Annotated in this window: 18 protein-coding genes; 12 read left to right on the top strand and 6 right to left on the bottom strand. The window is 64.6% G+C overall.

The features are described 5' to 3' along the window. Window positions 1–94: 94 nt before the first annotated feature. From GGQ88_RS10375 to GGQ88_RS10360, 4 genes are read left to right on the top strand one after another with little or no spacing between them, the layout of a single operon-like run. A complete protein-coding gene (locus GGQ88_RS10375) occupies window positions 95–508 on the top strand; it encodes a SufE family protein (RefSeq protein WP_183613088.1) in 414 nt (137 codons plus the stop codon). Window positions 509–513: 5 nt separating this feature from the next. After that, the gene (locus tag GGQ88_RS10370) at window positions 514–864 is read left to right on the top strand and encodes a YbaN family protein (RefSeq protein WP_183613087.1); all 351 of its coding nucleotides are present in this window, start codon (window positions 514–516) and stop codon (window positions 862–864) included. Further along, on the top strand, window positions 846–1,919 hold the full coding sequence (locus GGQ88_RS10365; protein WP_183613086.1) for an acyltransferase family protein: 1,074 nt from the start codon (window positions 846–848) through the stop codon (window positions 1,917–1,919). Before GGQ88_RS10370 ends, GGQ88_RS10365 begins: the two co-directional genes overlap by 19 nt. 57 nt (window positions 1,920–1,976) lie before the next feature. Further along, complete coding sequence (locus GGQ88_RS10360; RefSeq protein ID WP_183613085.1) at window positions 1,977–2,573, top strand: DUF4145 domain-containing protein; 597 nt, start codon at window positions 1,977–1,979, stop codon at window positions 2,571–2,573. A gap of 27 nt (window positions 2,574–2,600) precedes the next feature. Here GGQ88_RS10360 and GGQ88_RS10355 read toward each other — a convergent pair whose 3' ends face one another. Next, complete coding sequence (locus GGQ88_RS10355; protein ID WP_183613084.1) at window positions 2,601–3,116, bottom strand: sterol desaturase family protein; 516 nt, start codon at window positions 3,114–3,116, stop codon at window positions 2,601–2,603. A 154-nt stretch (window positions 3,117–3,270) separates the two neighbouring features. Between GGQ88_RS10355 and GGQ88_RS10350 the strand changes: the two genes are divergently transcribed. The 8 genes from GGQ88_RS10350 to GGQ88_RS10315 all read left to right on the top strand — a co-directional run bounded on the left by GGQ88_RS10350 (window position 3,271) and on the right by GGQ88_RS10315 (window position 9,603). Further along, complete coding sequence (locus tag GGQ88_RS10350; protein WP_183613083.1) at window positions 3,271–3,660, top strand: hypothetical protein; 390 nt, start codon at window positions 3,271–3,273, stop codon at window positions 3,658–3,660. 94 nt (window positions 3,661–3,754) lie between these two features. Next, the gene (gene leuC / locus GGQ88_RS10345) at window positions 3,755–5,188 is read left to right on the top strand and encodes a 3-isopropylmalate dehydratase large subunit (protein WP_183613082.1); all 1,434 of its coding nucleotides are present in this window, start codon (window positions 3,755–3,757) and stop codon (window positions 5,186–5,188) included. A gap of 52 nt (window positions 5,189–5,240) precedes the next feature. Next, window positions 5,241–5,726: a hypothetical protein gene (locus tag GGQ88_RS10340; protein ID WP_183613081.1), complete on the top strand. Its 486-nt coding sequence runs from the start codon at window positions 5,241–5,243 to the stop codon at window positions 5,724–5,726. Between the two features lie 55 nt (window positions 5,727–5,781). Beyond that, on the top strand, window positions 5,782–6,903 hold the full coding sequence (locus tag GGQ88_RS10335) for a zinc ribbon domain-containing protein (RefSeq protein WP_183613080.1): 1,122 nt from the start codon (window positions 5,782–5,784) through the stop codon (window positions 6,901–6,903). 114 nt (window positions 6,904–7,017) lie between these two features. After that, the gene (locus tag GGQ88_RS10330) at window positions 7,018–7,530 is read left to right on the top strand and encodes a DNA-deoxyinosine glycosylase (protein ID WP_343057168.1); all 513 of its coding nucleotides are present in this window, start codon (window positions 7,018–7,020) and stop codon (window positions 7,528–7,530) included. A gap of 45 nt (window positions 7,531–7,575) precedes the next feature. Beyond that, a complete protein-coding gene (locus tag GGQ88_RS10325) occupies window positions 7,576–7,737 on the top strand; it encodes a hypothetical protein (protein ID WP_183613237.1) in 162 nt (53 codons plus the stop codon). A gap of 168 nt (window positions 7,738–7,905) precedes the next feature. After that, window positions 7,906–8,514, top strand: coding sequence for a 3-isopropylmalate dehydratase small subunit (leuD, locus tag GGQ88_RS10320; protein ID WP_183613079.1), 609 nt, complete (start codon window positions 7,906–7,908; stop codon window positions 8,512–8,514). A gap of 87 nt (window positions 8,515–8,601) precedes the next feature. Beyond that, window positions 8,602–9,603: an NADPH:quinone oxidoreductase family protein gene (locus tag GGQ88_RS10315; RefSeq protein ID WP_183613078.1), complete on the top strand. Its 1,002-nt coding sequence runs from the start codon at window positions 8,602–8,604 to the stop codon at window positions 9,601–9,603. A gap of 38 nt (window positions 9,604–9,641) precedes the next feature. Here the strand turns inward: GGQ88_RS10315 and GGQ88_RS10310 are convergent, their stop codons facing one another. From GGQ88_RS10310 to GGQ88_RS10290, 5 genes are all read right to left on the bottom strand, one after another. Beyond that, window positions 9,642–10,283, bottom strand: coding sequence for a TRIC cation channel family protein (locus GGQ88_RS10310; RefSeq protein ID WP_183613077.1), 642 nt, complete (start codon window positions 10,281–10,283; stop codon window positions 9,642–9,644). A gap of 5 nt (window positions 10,284–10,288) precedes the next feature. Further along, window positions 10,289–10,486 (bottom strand): hypothetical protein, encoded by a 198-nt coding sequence (locus GGQ88_RS10305; protein ID WP_183613076.1) that lies wholly within the window; start codon window positions 10,484–10,486, stop codon window positions 10,289–10,291. A gap of 204 nt (window positions 10,487–10,690) precedes the next feature. After that, on the bottom strand, window positions 10,691–12,091 hold the full coding sequence (lpdA, locus tag GGQ88_RS10300; protein WP_183613075.1) for a dihydrolipoyl dehydrogenase: 1,401 nt from the start codon (window positions 12,089–12,091) through the stop codon (window positions 10,691–10,693). A gap of 152 nt (window positions 12,092–12,243) precedes the next feature. Beyond that, the gene (gene odhB, locus GGQ88_RS10295) at window positions 12,244–13,500 is read right to left on the bottom strand and encodes a 2-oxoglutarate dehydrogenase complex dihydrolipoyllysine-residue succinyltransferase (protein WP_183613074.1); all 1,257 of its coding nucleotides are present in this window, start codon (window positions 13,498–13,500) and stop codon (window positions 12,244–12,246) included. Between the two features lie 32 nt (window positions 13,501–13,532). Beyond that, window positions 13,533–16,388 carry a 2-oxoglutarate dehydrogenase E1 component gene (locus GGQ88_RS10290; RefSeq protein ID WP_183613073.1) on the bottom strand — a complete coding sequence of 952 codons (2,856 nt, stop codon included), beginning with the start codon at window positions 16,386–16,388 and terminating at the stop codon, window positions 13,533–13,535. Window positions 16,389–16,636 lie beyond the last annotated feature (248 nt).

Genomic DNA, 16,636 nt, shown 5'->3' with positions numbered 1-16,636 from the left:
CCCGCCTGCGCGGGGGAGCGGAGTGCATTGGGTGAGGAACAACTCTCCCACGCGGGCAGTGGACGCCACCGACCCCGCTCGCTAAGTGCCGATCATGCGCAGCCTTGACGACATCCTCGAAGAGTATGAATTCCTTGATGGCGACGAACGCTATCGTCTGTTGATCGAGCTCGGCCGCGAGTTGGAAGACATGCCCGATGCGTTGAAGACCGATGCCACGCTGGTGCGCGGCTGTTCGGCCAGCGTGTGGGTCTATCCGACGCAGGGCGAGGGCGAGAAGCTCCACTTCCTCGCCGACAGCAACGCCGCGATCACCAAGGGGATCGTCGCGCTGGTTCTCGCTGCCGTGCAGGACCGCCCTGCAGCAGAAGTCGCCGCGATGGACGTAGCCGAGGCACTCGGGCCGTTCGATCTCAAGAAGCAGTTGTCATCGAACCGCACGCAGGGTGTGCCCAACATGATCGCGCTGGTGCGCGAACATGCCGCGCGGCTGGCTGCGGCGGCCTGATCGGTTTGCGCCGTCACCTCTATCTCGCTGGCGGCATAATTTGCGTAGCACTCGGCGCGATCGGCGCGTTCCTGCCGCTGCTGCCGACGGTCCCGTTCCTGCTGCTGGCGGTGTTCTGCTTTGCGCGCTCCAATCCCGCATGGGAGCAGCGCCTGCTCGACCATCCGCGCTACGGCCCGCCCTTGCGCCAGTGGCGTGAGCGGCGCGCAATCTCGCGCAAGGCCAAACGCGGCGCGCTGATCGCGATGGGTGCAGGCGTGGTGCTGACGTGGTTTACCGCAGGTTGGCCGTGGGTGCTGATCCCGGCAGCGGTGATGGGCATAACAGGGACCTGGATTTGGACGCGGGCCGAGTAGACACCTCCACGATCGCTGGCGTGCAGATGCTGCGCTTGGTGGCTGCACTTGCGGTCCTTGTGCATCATGCAGAAGGCATCGGCTATCACCTCGGCCGTTATCGCGGGGTGGAACTGGCACGGGCAGACGTGATGCTGACCGGGGCCTGCGGCGTCGATCTGTTCTTCGCCATTTCAGGCTTCATCATGGTCGTTTCTGCGCAACGGCTGCTGGGCACGCAAAGGCCGCGTCTGGTATTCATTCAGCATCGTCTCGCGCGGATCGTGCCGCTGTACTGGCTGATGACGGCTTTTACGCTGGGATGGGGCTGGCGTTTTGGCCCTCCGTTCGATCTGGCAACAACTGTTCATGCGTTAGCATTCCTGCCCTACGCCCCGGACGGGATGCCCGCGCTGAAGACCATTCCCCTGGTGGTCGCCTGGACGCTCTATTACGAGATGCTGTTCTACGCGATCTTCGCGGCCTGCCTGGCATCGACCATGCCGACTACCGTCAGGCGCGTGCTGATAGCACTTACGGCCTTGGTCGCCGCAGGCGCCGTGTTCGATCTGCCGCAGCCTTTCGCATTCTGGACCGAACCGATCATCGCGGAGTTTGCTGGCGGCATGGTGATAGCTCTGGCTTACGAACGCGGCATCGTCGTCAAATGCTGGATGCGGATTGCTCTTCTAGCGGCTGCGGCGGCGTTGATTTTTGCCACTGATTACGCCGCGATCGGGACGCTGAATGGCTGGGACCGAACGCTGACATGGGGCGTCGCGGGTTGGCTGATCCTGAGCGCCGTCGTGCTGGGGCCGCTGCGGTTGCCGGCCATGCGCTTATGGTCAATCGGGGGCGCCATATCCTACGCCCTCTACCTTGTGCACATGCCCTTGATGAATGCCGTGCAGTTCATCTGGCGGCACTTTCGCTGGTCCTATGGACCTTGGCAGGAACTGGTGTTCGTGGTCGGGACGATGGCCGCATCGATCCTGGCCGCACTTATCCTCCATCGCGCCTTCGAGCGCCCGATAACACAGCACCTCAAGCTCTGGCTGAACCCCGCCGCGCGTTAGCGTTTGTTCTTTATATGTTCTTTTAGTAGCATCCGGCATCTTGCAGATTCGCAAGGCATGGCAGCTGTCATGGGAGTAGCCGGGATGATCACACTGACAGTGGGGCAAAGCGATACCGATTGGCTGGCATGGTCCGCCAGCGTGCTCGGCGCACTGGCTTGGCCGCTGGCCGCGCTGGCCATCGCCCTGATCTTTCGGCGCCATCTGCTCGCGCTGCTGTCGCGGCTCGATGAACTGAGCTGGGGCGACAAGTCGGCCCCGTTCGCGCGAAAGCTCGACAGCCTGGAATCACAGGCCCCGCCTTTGATGGCCGACAGCGAAGCCGGGCCCGAGCTCGCACTATCGGGCGATCACAGCCGGTTTCTGCAACTGCTCGATCTCTCGCCAAATGCCGCCGTGCTGGATTCGTGGTCGGGGATCGAGGATGCATTGCAGGGCCTGGCACATGATCGGCAAGTGGCCACCGCCGATGCGCTACAGGCTGCGCACACGCTGGAACGGCGCGGAGTCCTGCCCGCACGCACTGTCGGCATGATCGGAGAAATGCGCGCCCTGCGCAACGCCGCCGCGCACAATCAGGACATCTCGGTGTCCGACGCGCTGCGCTTTCGTAATCTCGCCAAGGGTGTGCTGAACGAGATCAGGTTGGCTTGAAATACCCTACAGGAGCCGGAGGTTGTTTCAGTCCACCGCATCCCTCAACACAGCAATCCCGCGCTCCCGCTGCACCCGCAGTTCGCGCTTCAGCGCCACCGGATCGCGCGCGAACACGAAGCCAAAGCTCACCCCGCCTTCCTTGCCGATGGTCGCGTGATGCAGCTTATGCGCCTGCACCAGCCGCTTGGCGTAGCCGCGCTTGGGCACCCAGCGGAACCAGCGCTGGTGGACCAGCCCATCGTGGACCAGTGTGTAGATGATCCCGTAGACCAGCACGCCGATGCCGATGAATGTCGCGGGCCACCACGCGGCGTCTCCGCGCACCAGCGGGCTGCCGAGCGCGAAGAACGTGATCGAGATGGCGGCGCCGACGATCGCGTAGAGGTCGTTCTTCTCCAGAAACCCGTCGTGCGGTTCATGGTGGTCGCGGTGCCAGCCCCAGCCGAAGCCGTGCATGATATACTTGTGGCTGGACCATGCGACGAATTCCATGGCGAGCACCGTGGCGATCACGATGAAAATTGCGGCGAAAGTCTGCATGGCTCGCCCATACAACGCCCCGCCTTGCCCTGCGACACATTCTTACACTTTGCCCGAAAGTCGCGACGCCTTGTTTTTCTGCCGTTCAGCCGCGCCGGCCCAATTTGCCTTCAACGCCCAAACGCTTCCAACCCAGGGGCATAGGAGAAAACCGATGCGCAAGACCGTACTCGCCGCCGTCCTTTCGACGATGATCGCCGCAGGCGTCGCCACCCCGGCGATGGCCCAGTACCGCGACCACGATCGCTATCCCGGCGGCAACCGCGCCGAAGCCGCTTACCTGACGCCCGCCCGCAGCGCTGAAATCCGCCGCGACATCTGGCAGCTCGACAGCCGCATCCAGCGCGCCGTGTCGAACCGCACCATTTCGCCGCGCGAGGCCCGTGGCCTGCGCAACGATTCACGCAACCTGAGGCAGCTTTACACGCGCTATGCCGACCGTGGTCTGTCGATGAACGAATACCGCACGCTCGAGAACCGCGTTTCGGTGATCACGCAGCGTCTGCGCATCGATCGCCGTGATCATGACGGCCGCCGCGGTTGATCCTATCCGGACGTAACAAAATTGCGTCCGACAAGCCAATGGCCCGCCCTTTCCTGCTTGAATTGCGGGGAGGGCGGGCCTAACCGCTGGCACTATGACTAATACTCCCCGCACCATGTACCAGAAGATCTGGGACGCCCACGTTGTCGAACAGCGCGATGATGGCACGGCCCTGATCTACATCGACCGTCACCTCGTCCACGAGGTCACCAGCCCGCAGGCGTTCGAAGCGCTCCGCACGTCTGGCCGCAAGGTGCGCCGCCCGGATCTCACGCTCGCCGTGCCCGATCACAACCTGCCGACGACCGCGCGCCGCGCGCCCGATGGCAGCCGCATTCCCATTACCGACGTCGAATCCGCGCAGCAGCTCGAAGCGCTGGAACGCAACGCGCCCGAATTCGGCATCCGCTACATCGGCGATTCCGACTTGGAGCAGGGCATTGTCCACGTCGTCGGGCCGGAGCAGGGCTTCTCGCTCCCCGGCGCGACGATCGTCTGCGGTGACAGCCACACCGCCTGCCACGGCGGCCTCGGCGCGCTGGCCTTCGGCATCGGCACGAGCGAGGTCGAGCATGTGCTGGCCACGCAGACGCTGCTGCTCAAGCAGTCCAGGACGATGGAAGTCCGCGTCGACGGAAAGCTGACCCCCGGCGTCACCGCCAAGGACGTCGTGCTGCACATCACCGGCGTGCTCGGCGCAGCAGGCGGCACCGGATCGGTCATCGAATATACCGGACAAGTCATCCGCGACCTGTCGATCGAGGGTCGTCTGACCATCTCGAACATGGCGATCGAGCACGGCGCGCGCGCCGGGCTGTGCGCGCCTGACGAAACGACCTTCGCCTATATCAAGGGCCGTCCCTATGCGCCCAAGGGTGAAGACTGGGACAAGGCCGTGGCATGGTGGACCAGCCTCGCCACCGATCCCGGCGCCAAGTACGACAAGGTCGTGGTCATCGACGCCGCCGACATCGCGCCTTCGGTCACCTGGGGCACCAGCCCCGAGGACGTGCTGCCGATCACCGGCATCGTCCCCGCGCCGGAAAGCTTTGCCGATCCGTCTAAGCAGGATGCGGCGCGTGCCAGCCTTGCCTATATGGGCCTGACTGCGGGCGAACCGATCGACGGCGTCGCGGTGCAGAACATCTTCATCGGATCGTGCACCAACAGCCGGATCGAAGACATGCGCGCCGCCGCTGCGATCCTGAAAGGCCGTCACAAGGCCGACAGCGTCAAGTGGGCGATCGTCGTTCCGGGCTCGGGCCTGGTCAAGCAACAGGCCGAAGCCGAGGGACTCGACCGCGTGTTCATTGATGCAGGCTTCGAATGGCGCGAACCCGGCTGTTCTGCGTGCCTCGGCATGAATCCCGACAAGGTGCCTGCGGGCGAACGCTGCGCCTCTACCTCGAATCGCAACTTCGTCGGCCGCCAAGGCCCCGGCGCGCGCACGCATCTCGTCAGCCCCGCGATGGCAGCCGCAGCTGCCGTCACTGGGCACCTGACCGACGTGCGCAAGCTAATGGCCTGACGCGGCAGTGGCGGGCCTCCCGACAGCCGCGCTCCAGCTTGCGGGGTTTCTCATGGCCCACGCCTTCTGGACCGTGTCGGACCTGCCCGCCGGAAGCCACTACCAGCCGCAATCGCTGTGCATGCGCGGCGACGGCAACCGCTCGCTCCAGACGTTCGAAGGCGCGACGACACTTGAACAGGACGCACAGGCCAAGGCGTTCATCACCGACGGCGCATCGCGCTGGCCCGACTGCGCGGTGGCGCGACAGGTGCGGGTCGGCTCGCCCAAGGGCGATGTCGATGCCTTGGTGATCGACGTGGTGCAGTACGGCGGGAGCGTGATGACCGTCGTCCAACCCTTCCGTCCCGGCCCGGCCGAGTTTCGTTTGCTCGGCGACGAACTGCTGATCGACAACAACGGCCCGCTCCCTCCGCTCCCCGCCGCGCAGGCTGCCGCCGCGATGCGCGAGGGTGCCAACGATCATCCCGGCCTTGGCGACAAGTGGAGCCAATGGGAAGCCGCGCGCGACCCGGTAAGCCCGCTGGTCCAGCGCTGATTTACAACGCGCGTTCGAGGGCATAGCCTCCGCTTTACATAGCGAGGGGATCACGATGAGTATGGGGCTCAACACCGGCAGAGGCGTGCGCGTCCCCGAACGCGCCTATCGCATCGTGCTGTGGGTCGTCTCGATCGTGTTTGCGGGCTTCATCATCGGCCTCGGCAATCTGGTCATCGGCGATCTGCCGATGGTCGAGGGACAGGTCTATACCGCGCCTGCTGACGATACCCCGGCAGTCCGTCAGGTCCGGCAGGAGATCGCGCAGATCGGCCGCGACAAGCAGGGGATCGACGACAAGCTCGAGATTCAGCGGCTGCAACTCGATCAGGCGACGCGCCAATCGACGACGGCTGGCGAAACCTTCCGCGCATGGATCGCTGCGCGCACTGCCACCACCAATCCGGCGCAGGACCCCGAAGTCCTTGCCCGCACGCGCGATCTCGAACGGCTCAAGGGCAACGAGCGCGCGCTGCAGCAGACGATCGCCGATCTGGAGAACAGCCGCGCCCCGCTCGACCAGCGCGAGAACGCACTGCGCACCCGCGAAAGCGACCTGATCAATGCCGCCTTGCCAGCACAGGAACGCGCGATGTTCTGGCAGGAGATGCGCGTCTTCGGCCTGCGGCTGCTGATCACTCTGCCGATGCTCGGGGTCGCGGCATGGATGGTGATGAAGAAGCGTAAGAGCGATCACTGGCCGCTGATGCGCGGGTTCGTGCTGGCGGCGGTATTCGTGTTCTTCGTCGAACTGGTGCCGTATCTGCCAAGCTATGGCGGGTATATCCGCTACATCGTCGGCATCGCGCTGACGCTGGCTGCCGGGCATTTTCTCGTCAAGAACATGCGCGCCTATATCGCGCACCGCACCGAGGTAGAAGCGCAGGCCGAGCAGGAGCGCCGCAAGCGGGTTTCGCATGACGAAGCGTTCAAGAAGATGGCCGCCAAGGTCTGCCCCGGTTGCGACCGCCCCATCGCCACCACCGGGGACGCCGAGTCCAACTTCTGCGTCCACTGCGGGATGACCCTGTTCGACCACTGCCAGGCCTGCGACACGCGCAAGATGGCGTTCTTCCGCTTCTGCATGACCTGCGGCACACCCGCCAAGGACGAGGAGGTGCCGCCAAAGCCGGTGCCGCCTCGGCCGGTCCCGCCGCTTGAACCTGCGCCCGCATGACACCCCCCTACCTTCGTCATTGCGAGCGGCGCAGCCGCGCGGCAATCCAGAGCGTCACGCGCCGCCTCCGGATTGCTTCGCCCTGCCGGCTCGCAATGACGAACGGATCGTGATGTGACCCTGCGCAAAGCGTCGTTCGACCCAGTCGTCGCTCCTAACTCGCGCGTGCTGATCCTCGGCAGCCTGCCCGGCGAAGCGAGCCTTGCGGCGGGGCGCTACTACGCCAATCCGCGCAACCAGTTCTGGCGGCTGGTCGGCGGCGTGATCGCGTGCGATGTGGCGGCGCTGGAGTACGAGGCGCGGCTGGCATGCCTGCTCGATCACGGCATAGGGTTGTGGGACTCGATCGGCACCGCCACACGCACCGGCAGCCTCGATGCGGCGATCCGCGATATCGAGGCAAACCCGCTCCCAAGGCTCGTCGAAACCTTGCCGAACCTTGAAGCGGTCGCCTTCAATGGCGCAAAATCGGCGGCAATCGGCGCGCCACTGCTGGCCGGATCATCACACCTCACACTCGTCCAACTGCCGTCGAGCAGCCCCGCACATGCGGCGCTGACGTTCGAGGCCAAGCTGGCGCAATGGTCAAGCTTGGGGAAATACCTTGGCTCCTTCTTGCAATCCTGAGTCACGTGGCCAATCTTGAGGTAACGAATTCAAGGAGTTTGACGCGTGACCAAGAAAACCGACTGGACCGGCAAGGCAGCCATGGCAGGCGCGGCGATCGGCTCGGCGGCGCTGGCCGCCGCATTGCTCTACACCTCGCGCCGCAAGGAACGCGCCGAAAAGGCCGAACCCAAGACGCCGCCGGTCGACGTGCCCGAAACCGACTGATTTCGCGTAGACCCTTCCGCTCTTCGCCGATCGCTATCCCTCGTCATCCCCGCGCAGGCGGGGATCCAGAGCGACCGTCGTGCTGGATCCCCCGCCAGCGCGGGAATGACGGAGGTAAGGAGGGCGGAATGACGTTGCAACGCACTGCTCAGAAGCTATAGCCACCCCATGGAACCGGTGAACCAGATCGAAGGACGGGCTATCCCGTTCGGCCGCAAGAATGTCGATACCGACGTGATCATTCCGTCGAAGTGGCTCAAGACGATCACGCGTCAGGGCCTCGGCCGCGGTGCCTTCGAAGTGCTGCGCGCCGATCCGGACAACGTGTTCGACAGCGCCGAGTTTTCGGGTTCCCCGATCCTGATCGCGGGCGACAACTTCGGTTGCGGTTCAAGCCGAGAACACGCCGCGTGGGCCTTGCTCGATCTGGGCATCAAAGCGGTGATCGCGCCGTCTTTTTCCGACATCTTCTCGGGCAACGCGTTCAAGAACGGCATCCTCACCGTCGTCCTGCCACAGGAAGCGATCGACCGGCTGATGGAGGTCGCCGCGACCGATCCGGTCATGATCGACCTCGAGGCGCAGACCGTCACCACCCCGTTCCAGGATCGCTTCGCTTTTGAGATCGACCCGTTCCGCAAGCACTGTCTGGTGAACGGTCTCGACGAAGTCGGGCTGACGATGGCGCGCGGCGATGCGATTAGCACCCATGAGGCAAAGATGCGCGATCATCTGCCTTTCCTCGCGCGCGGCACCGATGCCGTAGCGGCAGCTTAAGCGCACAATTAAAAGCCTTCACAAGCCGCGCAAAACTTGCTTCCCTGAACCCCTGAGCGGATTGATTCCGCATTTGGGAGAGAATGCATGAAGGCTTTGCGCACCCACGCCGTGGGCGGCCCCGAAACGCTCGTGCTCGATGACATGCCCGAACCCGCGCCCGCCAAGGGCCAGGTTCGCGTAAGCGTGCGCGCCTGCTCGATCAACTTTCCCGACACGCTGATGATCCGCGATCTCTACCAGTTCAAGCCCGAGCGCCCTTATGCGCCGGGCAGCGAACTGGCAGGCGTGATCGACGCGGTGGGCGACGGCGTCACCGGTTGGTCGGTCGGTGACCGGGTGATCGCGATGGTTGGAAATGGCGGCTTGGCCGAGAAGGTCGTCGTCCCGGTCGGGCGGTTGTTCGCGCTGCCCGAGGGTGTGGACTTTGCCACCGGGGCATCGCTGCTGATGACCTATGGCACCACGATTCACGGGCTCAAGGACCGCGGCCACATCAAGGCGGGTGACGTCGTGCTGGTGCTTGGCGCAGCCGGAGGCGTGGGACTTTCGGCGATCGAACTCGCCAAGGCCTATGGCGCGCGGGTAATCGCTGGCGTGTCGAGCGAAGAGAAGGCCCAGGTCGCGCGCGATGCCGGTGCTGATGACGTCGTGGTCTACGGCCGCGCGCCGTTCGACAAGGCGCAGTCAAAGGATCTGGCCGAAAAGTTCAAAGCGGCTTGCGGGCCAACCGGCGCCAACATCGTCTACGACATCGTCGGCGGCGATTATTCCGAACCCGCCCTGCGCGCCATCGCATGGGAAGGCCGCTTCCTCGTCGTCGGCTTCCCTGCGGGCATCGCGCGATTGCCGCTCAATCTCACGCTGCTCAAGTCATGCGATGTCTGCGGCGTGTTCTGGGGGGCTTTCACCGCGCGCGAGCCGGAGCGCTTCAAGGCGCAGGTCGCCGGACTGTTCGACCTCCTCAAAGCCGGCAAGATCAACCCCCGCGTTTCGGCGCGGTTCTCCTTGGATGAGGGCAGTCAGGCGATTGCGATGCTCGAAAACCGGCAGGCGATGGGTAAGGTCGTGGTCGAAATGATCGGGTAGAGGTCAGTAGTCCTGCCCCATGCACGAACGGGATAGGTCTATCTGTCTTTTTGCTGAAAGTTGTAGACCGGCAAACCCAGCCGCCACCAGATTGCCGCGCCGCGCAGGCCGAACCCGGCGAGTGCGGCAATCGGCCACACCACCGCGTTGGGCAGTCCCAGCGCGGCGCCGCCAGCGCACACCACCGCCGCCAGCGCCGCCGCCGTCACGTACAGCTCGGGCCGCATCAGGATCGAGGGGCGTCCGGCCAGTACATCGCGAATGATCCCGCCGACGCAGCCGGTGATTACGCCCATCAGCACCGCAGGCACGGGCGTCACGCCGTATGCCAGCGCCTTGGCGGTGCCGAGCACAGCATAAGCCCCCAAACCTGCAGCATCAGCCCATTCCAGCACCGGCTTGTCCCACCAGCGGCTGGGCGTGAACCACGCCAGCAGCGCCACGCCCATGCACACAGGCGCAACCCACGGATCGCGCACCCAGAACACGGGCGCGCCGATCAGCAGGTCACGCACCGATCCGCCGCCGACGCCGGTTACCAGCGCAAAGAACGCCATCGTCACGAACGTCTGCCGCAGCTTTGCCGCGAGCAGCGCGCCAGTCAGTGCAAACACCGCAATCCCGACGAGGTCCAGCCCGCCTATAACTGCGGTCAGGCCGGGCGTCGGGAGCGTATCCACAAGCCTCAGGCGCCGATCAGCGCTTCCAGCCGCGCCTTCAGTGCGCCGATGCGCTCGGCCGCTTCGGTGAAGGTCTTCATTTCCTCGCGACGCGTGTTGCCGCGCGCTTCCTTGGCCGCTTCGAGATAGCCTTCCATGTCGGCGTCGAGCGCATCGATCAGGATCTCGGCTTCGTCTTCGGTCAGGGTAAGCTTGATCGACATGTCTGGGGTTCCTTCGATATGTTGGTTTGCACCTAGTCCCGTCGCCAACGCCGTTCAAACGAAAAGGGCCGACCTCAAGCCCCCTCCGCTTCAGAGGAGGGGGTTGGGGGTGGTGCCGTCGGGCGTGAAGGAAAAAGGAAGGCACCACCCCCGGCCCCTCCTCTGAAGAGGAGGGGGGAGAACTGCGCAGCGCCTTTGCGCCGATCACATGTGGATCGGCTTGCCCGTAACCGCCATGGCGGCTTCCTTGAGCGCTTCCGCATGAGTCGGGTGAGCGTGGCAGGTATAGGCGATGTCTTCGCTGGTCGCGCCGAATTCCATGGCCTGCGTCGCCTGCGCAATCATCGTGCCGGCGACCGATGCAATGCACCACACGCCGAGCACGCGGTCGGTCTTGGCGTCGGAGATCACCTTCACGAAGCCGTCTGGCTCATGGTTGGTCTTGGCGCGGCTGTTGGCGAGCATCGGGAACTTGCCGACCTTGATCTCGCCTTTCTCTTTCGCCGCTTCCTCGGTCAGGCCAACGCCTGCGAATTCGGGGAAGGTGTAGACCACGCCGGGGATCAGGTCGTGGTTCACGATGCCGGTAAGGCCAGCGATGTTCTCGGCGACCGCGATACCCTCGTCCTCGGCCTTGTGCGCCAGCATCGGGCCGGGAATGACGTCGCCGACCGCCCAGACGCCATCAATCTTGGTGCGGAAATCGTGGTCGGTCTCGACCTGACCGCGTGCGTTGACTTCCAGTCCGATCTTGTCGAGGCCGAGGCCATCGACATAGGGACGCCGCCCGATGGCCACCAGCACGCAATCGGCCTCGATCGTCGAAGCCTCGCCGCCCTTCGAAGGTTCGACGGTCAACGTTGCCTTGCCACCATCGACAGCAACGCCCGTGACCTTGGTCGAGAGCTTGAGGTCCATGCCCTGCTTCTTGAAGATCTTGGCGGCTTCCTTGCGCACGTCGCCATCCATGCCGGGCAGCAACTGGTCGAGGAATTCGACGACCGTCACCTTGGCACCAAGACGCCGCCACACCGAGCCCAGCTCAAGCCCGATCACGCCACCGCCGATGACGACCATGTGTTCCGGCACGCGGTTCAGCGCGAGGCCCCCGGTGCTGTCAACGATCACGCCCGCATCGTTGTCCACGGTCACGCCCGGCAAGGGAGTAACGCTCGAACCCGTGGCGATCACGATGTTCCTCGCGGTCACCTTCTGGCCCGCGACAGTCACCGAATGCGCGTCCTCGAACGCGGCATAGCCCTTGAGCCAGGTCACCTTGTTCTTCTTGAACAGGAACTCGATGCCGCCGGTCAGGCTCTTGACCGAATCCAGCTTTTGCGCCTGCATCGCGGTCAGGTCGAGCGTCACCGGCCCGGTCTTGATGCCGTACAGGTCGAACGTGCCGTTGCGTACCTCGTCGAATTTCTCCGACCCGTGCAGCAGCGCCTTGGACGGAATGCACCCGACGTTAAGGCAAGTCCCGCCCAGCGTCTCGCGCCCATCGGCACAGGCCGTCTTCAGCCCGAGTTGCGCCGCGCGGATGGCGGCAACATAACCGCCGGGGCCGGCACCGATGACAAGAACGTCGTAGTCGTATTCAGCCATTATTCGGCCTCCGTTGCGCGACCATGCTTCGACAAGCTCAGCATGAGCGGCACTTAGCAATCAACCGCCTCGTCATTCCCGCGAAGGCGGGAATCCAGTCCAACGTCGCCTGGATTCCCGCCTTCGCGGGAATGACGAAGTTGGGTTCGAATTCACAAATCGATCAGCAACCGCGTCGGATCCTCGATCGCTTCCTTGATCGTCTTCAGTGCCGTCACCGCCTCGCGTCCGTCAATGATGCGATGGTCGTATGACAGCGCGATGTACATCATCGGGCGGATCACGATCTCGCCATTGCGGACCACCGGGCGATCCTCGATGCGGTGCAGGCCGAGCACGGCCGACTGCGGCGGGTTGATGATCGGGGTGGACATCAGGCCACCGAACACGCCGCCGTTCGAAATGGTGAACGTGCCGCCCTTCATGTCGTCCATGGTCAGCGCGCCATCGCGGGCCTTCTTGCCATAGTCGGCAATCGACTTCTCGATGTCGGCAAAGCTCATCTTGTCGACGTTGCGCACCACCGGCACGACCAGTCCGTTCGGGGCCGAGACCGCGACCGAGATATCGACGTAGTCGAAGTAGACGATTTCATCGCCCTGCATCTGCGCGTTGACCGAAGGAATGTCCTTCAGCGCCAGCACCGAAGCCTTGGCGAAGAACGACATGAGGCCGAGCTTCACGCCGTGCTTCTTCTCGAACACGTCCTTGTACTTCGCGCGCGCTTCCATCACCGCGCTCATGTCCACGTCGTTGAACGTGGTCAGCAGAGCGGCGGTTTCCTGCGCGCTTTTCAGGCGCTTGGCGATGGTCTGGCGCAGACGCGTCATCTTGACGCGTTCCTCGTTGCGACCGCCTGCAGGGGCAGCAGCAACCGGGGCAGGGGCGGCTGCAGGAGCCGTTGCGGCGGGCGCGGGTGCAGCCTGCTTGGCCTGCGCTGCGGCGGTTACGTCTTCCTTGGTCAGGCGGCCGTCCTTGCCGGTGCCCTTCACGCTCGAAGGGTCGATGCCGTATTCAAGCACCGCGCGGCGCACCGCAGGTGAGAGCACCGAGACATCGGCGCTCGGCGCGGCAGCATCGGCAGCGATTGCGTTCTTGGGCAGCGTGTCTGATGCGGGCTCGACCGGCGCTTCGGTACGCGGCGCGGGCGCCTGTCCACCGGCAGCGGCGACGCTGTCCTCGATCAGCGCGAGCAGCGCGCCGACCGATACCGTATCACCCTCGTTCGCGGCATAAGCCCCGAGCACGCCAGCGGCAGGTGCGGGTACTTCGACGGCGACCTTGTCGGTCTCGAGGCTGACAATCGGCTCGTCCAGCGCCACGGCCTCGCCCGGCTTCTTCAGCCACTGGCCGACAGTTGCTTCGCTGACGCTTTCACCCAGCGTCGGAACCTTCACTTCAATCGACATAGTTCAATCCTCGGGGGAAGGAAAATCACAGATCAGTTCTTCTTCTGGCGGCGGATCTCACCACGCACCGACAGGCCCAGCGCATCGGCAACAAGCGCGCCCTGCTGGCTGAGGTGGCGGCTGGCGAGGCCCGTCGCAGGCGATGCCGCCGCGTTGCGCCCGGCATAACGCGCCCGCGTGACCTTCGACTTCGCCGCCTTGAGCGTTTCCTCGATCATCGGCTCGACGAAGAACCACGCGCCGTTGTTGCGGGGCTCTTCCTGGCACCACACCACGTGCTCAAGATTGGGCATGCGCGACAGGCGCAGCGCCAGCGGCTCGCCCGGGAACGGGTAGAGCTGCTCCAGCCGAATGATCTGAACGTCGGCCAGTTCCGCAGCATCGCGCGCTTCCATCAGGTCGTAAGCAACCTTGCCCGAACACAGCACGACGCGCTTGGTGTCCTTGTCCGGCGCGCCATGCGTGTCCGAAAGGATGCGCATGAAGTGCCCTTCGCCGACGAAATCGGACGTCACCGATTTGGCCAGCGGGTGGCGCAGCAGGCTCTTGGGGGTCATGATGATCAAAGGCTTGCGGAACGAACGGTGCATCTGACGGCGCAACACGTGGAAGTAATTGGCCGGCGTGGTGATGTTGCACACCTGGATGTTGTCTTCGGCGCAAAGCTGCAGGAAGCGTTCGAGGCGTGCGGAGGAGTGCTCCGGTCCCTGTCCTTCGTAGCCATGCGGTAGCAGCATGACGAGGCCATTGGCGCGCAGCCACTTGGCTTCGGATGCGGCGATGTACTGATCGATCACGATCTGCGCGCCATTGGCGAAATCGCCGAACTGCGCTTCCCACAGCACCAGGCTCTTGGGGTCCGCGCTGGCATAGCCGTACTCGAACCCGAGCACGCCATATTCCGAAAGCGTGCTGTCGAGCACTTCGAAGTGGCCGTGGGGCAGGGTGGTCAGCGGCACGTACTTGCGCTCGCTGGTCTGGTCGACCCAGACCGCGTGGCGCTGGCTGAAGGTGCCGCGTCCGCAGTCCTGACCGGACAGGCGCACGCCGTAACCTTCGGTGACGAGGCTGCCGAAGGCGAGCGCTTCCGCGGTCGCCCAGTCGAAGCCCGAGCCGCTCGAGAACATCTCGCGCTTGGCGTCGATAACCCGCGAGAGCGTCTTGTGGACGGTCAGGTCGTCGGGAACGGTGGCCAGCGTGCGGCCAAGGCTGTCGAACAGCTTCTGGTCGATGCCGGTGGCCACGTTGCGGCGCGCGGTGACCGGGTCTGCGGGCTTGTTCAGCCCCGACCAGCGACCGCCGAACCAGTCGGCCTCATTGGCCTTGTAGCCCTTCGCTGCGGTGAATTCGGCCTCGAGCGCGGCGGTGAAGTGGCTCTCGACCTCGCCCTTGTGGTTCTTGTCGATCACGCCCTGACCCACCAGCCGCTCAGCATAGATGCTGCTGACCGGGGGATGTTGGCGGATCTTGGCGTACATCAGCGGCTGGGTGAACGACGGCTCGTCGCCCTCGTTGTGGCCGAAGCGGCGGTAGCACCACATGTCCACCACGATGTCGCGGCCGAACTTCTGGCGGTAATCGATCGCCAGCTTGCAGGCGAAGGTCACGGCTTCGGGATCGTCGCCGTTGACATGCAGGATCGGCGCCTGAACGCCCTTGGCCACGTCCGACGGATAAGGCGATCCACGCGAGAACTGCGGGCTGGTGGTGAACCCGATCTGGTTGTTGATGATGAAGTGGATGCAACCGCCGGTGTTGTAGCCCTTCACGCCCGACAGGCCGAAGCACTCCCACACGATGCCTTGTCCGGCAAACGCAGCGTCGCCGTGGATCAGGATCGGCAGGACCTGCTTGTGCCGCGCGTCCGGCCCGACGTCTGAGCCGATATCGTCGCGGAACACCTGCTGCGCGCGCACCTTGCCGAGCACGACCGGATCGACCGTCTCAAGGTGCGAAGGGTTGGGCACAAGGCTCATGTGCACCTTGATGCCGTCGAATTCGCGGTCCGTGCTGGTGCCGAGGTGGTACTTGACGTCGCCCGAACCACCCACATCCTCGGGGTTGGCAGTGCCACCCGAGAACTCGTGGAAGATCACGCGATAGGGCTTGGCCATCACGTTCGCGAGCACGTTCAGACGACCGCGATGGGCCATGCCATACACGATCTCGCGCACGCCCAGCTGGCCGCCGTACTTGATCAGCGCTTCGAGCGCCGGGATCATCGATTCGCCGCCGTCGAGGCCGAAGCGCTTGGTGCCGACGTACTTCTTGCCGAGGAACTTCTCGTACTGTTCACCGCGCACGACGGCAGCAAGGATCGCCTTCTTGCCGTTGGGGGTGAAGTCGACCGTCTTGTCGCCACCCTCGATCCGCTCCTGGATGAAGCGGCGCTCCTCCACATCGGAAATGTGCATGTATTCAAAGCCGATGTGGCCGCAGTAGTTGGCGCGCAGGATCGCGACCAGCTCGTTCAGCGTCGCCCATTCCAGCCCCAGCACGCCGCCGATATAGACCTTGCGGCTCATGTCGGCAGCGGTGAAGCCGTGGTATTCGGGCGCGATGTCGGCAGGCAGCTTCTGGCGGGCTAGGCCCAGCGGGTCGAGATCGGCGGCAAGATGCCCGCGCACGCGATAGGTGCGGATCAGGGTCATCGCGCGGATCGAATCGAGCGCCGCCTGCTGCAGCGCGGCTTCATCCAGTTGCGGTGCGCCGCCCTTCTTTGCGGCCTTCTCGATGACGAGCTTCATCGCCATCGGGTCCATCGCCTGGGTCAGGTCGTCGCCCGCCGCGGCGTCGGTCACCGGCCACCGCTTGCTCGCCCATGATGGCCCCGGTTGAGGACCGTCCTGCGCGGGATCCACGTCGAACTCGTGTACTTCTTGACCCATTATCAACTCCTGATCCCCCGGGGAGGCTGGGGGCTTCGGACAAAACCGCAATTCGCATTCATCTCTTGAATTGCTCCCCCGCGAAGGCGGGGGCCTCAGGTGGCGGTGGAGCCGACACCCCCGCGAAGGCGGGGGCCTCAGGCGTTAACACGCTACTTCCCGAGGTCCCCGCCTGCGCGGGGACGCAAAACCTTCAGGTCCTGCACCGCGCCCCCGCGAAAGCGGGGGCCTCAGGCACCAAGCGCCAC

It is taken from the genome of Novosphingobium hassiacum (assembly GCF_014196055.1).
GTDB classification, from domain to species: Bacteria; Pseudomonadota; Alphaproteobacteria; order Sphingomonadales; family Sphingomonadaceae; genus Novosphingobium; species Novosphingobium hassiacum.
Note: the sequence above shows the minus strand (reverse complement) of the source record. Positions and strands in the feature narration are given on the sequence as shown.

What these genes read in the sequence shown, in the direction of transcription:
- GGQ88_RS10340 (WP_183613081.1), top strand. Translation starts at nt 5,241, where the DNA reads ATGGCCCACGCCTTCTGGACCGTGTCGGACCTGCCCGCCGGAAGCCAC.
- leuC (WP_183613082.1), top strand. Translation starts at nt 3,755, where the DNA reads ATGACTAATACTCCCCGCACCATGTACCAGAAGATCTGGGACGCCCAC.
- GGQ88_RS10305 (WP_183613076.1), bottom strand. Translation starts at nt 10,486, where the DNA reads ATGTCGATCAAGCTTACCCTGACCGAAGACGAAGCCGAGATCCTGATC.
- GGQ88_RS10315 (WP_183613078.1), top strand. Translation starts at nt 8,602, where the DNA reads ATGAAGGCTTTGCGCACCCACGCCGTGGGCGGCCCCGAAACGCTCGTG.
- GGQ88_RS10355 (WP_183613084.1), bottom strand. Translation starts at nt 3,116, where the DNA reads ATGCAGACTTTCGCCGCAATTTTCATCGTGATCGCCACGGTGCTCGCC.
- lpdA (WP_183613075.1), bottom strand. Translation starts at nt 12,091, where the DNA reads ATGGCTGAATACGACTACGACGTTCTTGTCATCGGTGCCGGCCCCGGC.
- leuD (WP_183613079.1), top strand. Translation starts at nt 7,906, where the DNA reads ATGGAACCGGTGAACCAGATCGAAGGACGGGCTATCCCGTTCGGCCGC.
- GGQ88_RS10375 (WP_183613088.1), top strand. Translation starts at nt 95, where the DNA reads ATGCGCAGCCTTGACGACATCCTCGAAGAGTATGAATTCCTTGATGGC.
- GGQ88_RS10360 (WP_183613085.1), top strand. Translation starts at nt 1,977, where the DNA reads ATGGCAGCTGTCATGGGAGTAGCCGGGATGATCACACTGACAGTGGGG.
- odhB (WP_183613074.1), bottom strand. Translation starts at nt 13,500, where the DNA reads ATGTCGATTGAAGTGAAGGTTCCGACGCTGGGTGAAAGCGTCAGCGAA.
- GGQ88_RS10350 (WP_183613083.1), top strand. Translation starts at nt 3,271, where the DNA reads ATGCGCAAGACCGTACTCGCCGCCGTCCTTTCGACGATGATCGCCGCA.
- GGQ88_RS10290 (WP_183613073.1), bottom strand. Translation starts at nt 16,388, where the DNA reads ATGGGTCAAGAAGTACACGAGTTCGACGTGGATCCCGCGCAGGACGGT.
- GGQ88_RS10335 (WP_183613080.1), top strand. Translation starts at nt 5,782, where the DNA reads ATGAGTATGGGGCTCAACACCGGCAGAGGCGTGCGCGTCCCCGAACGC.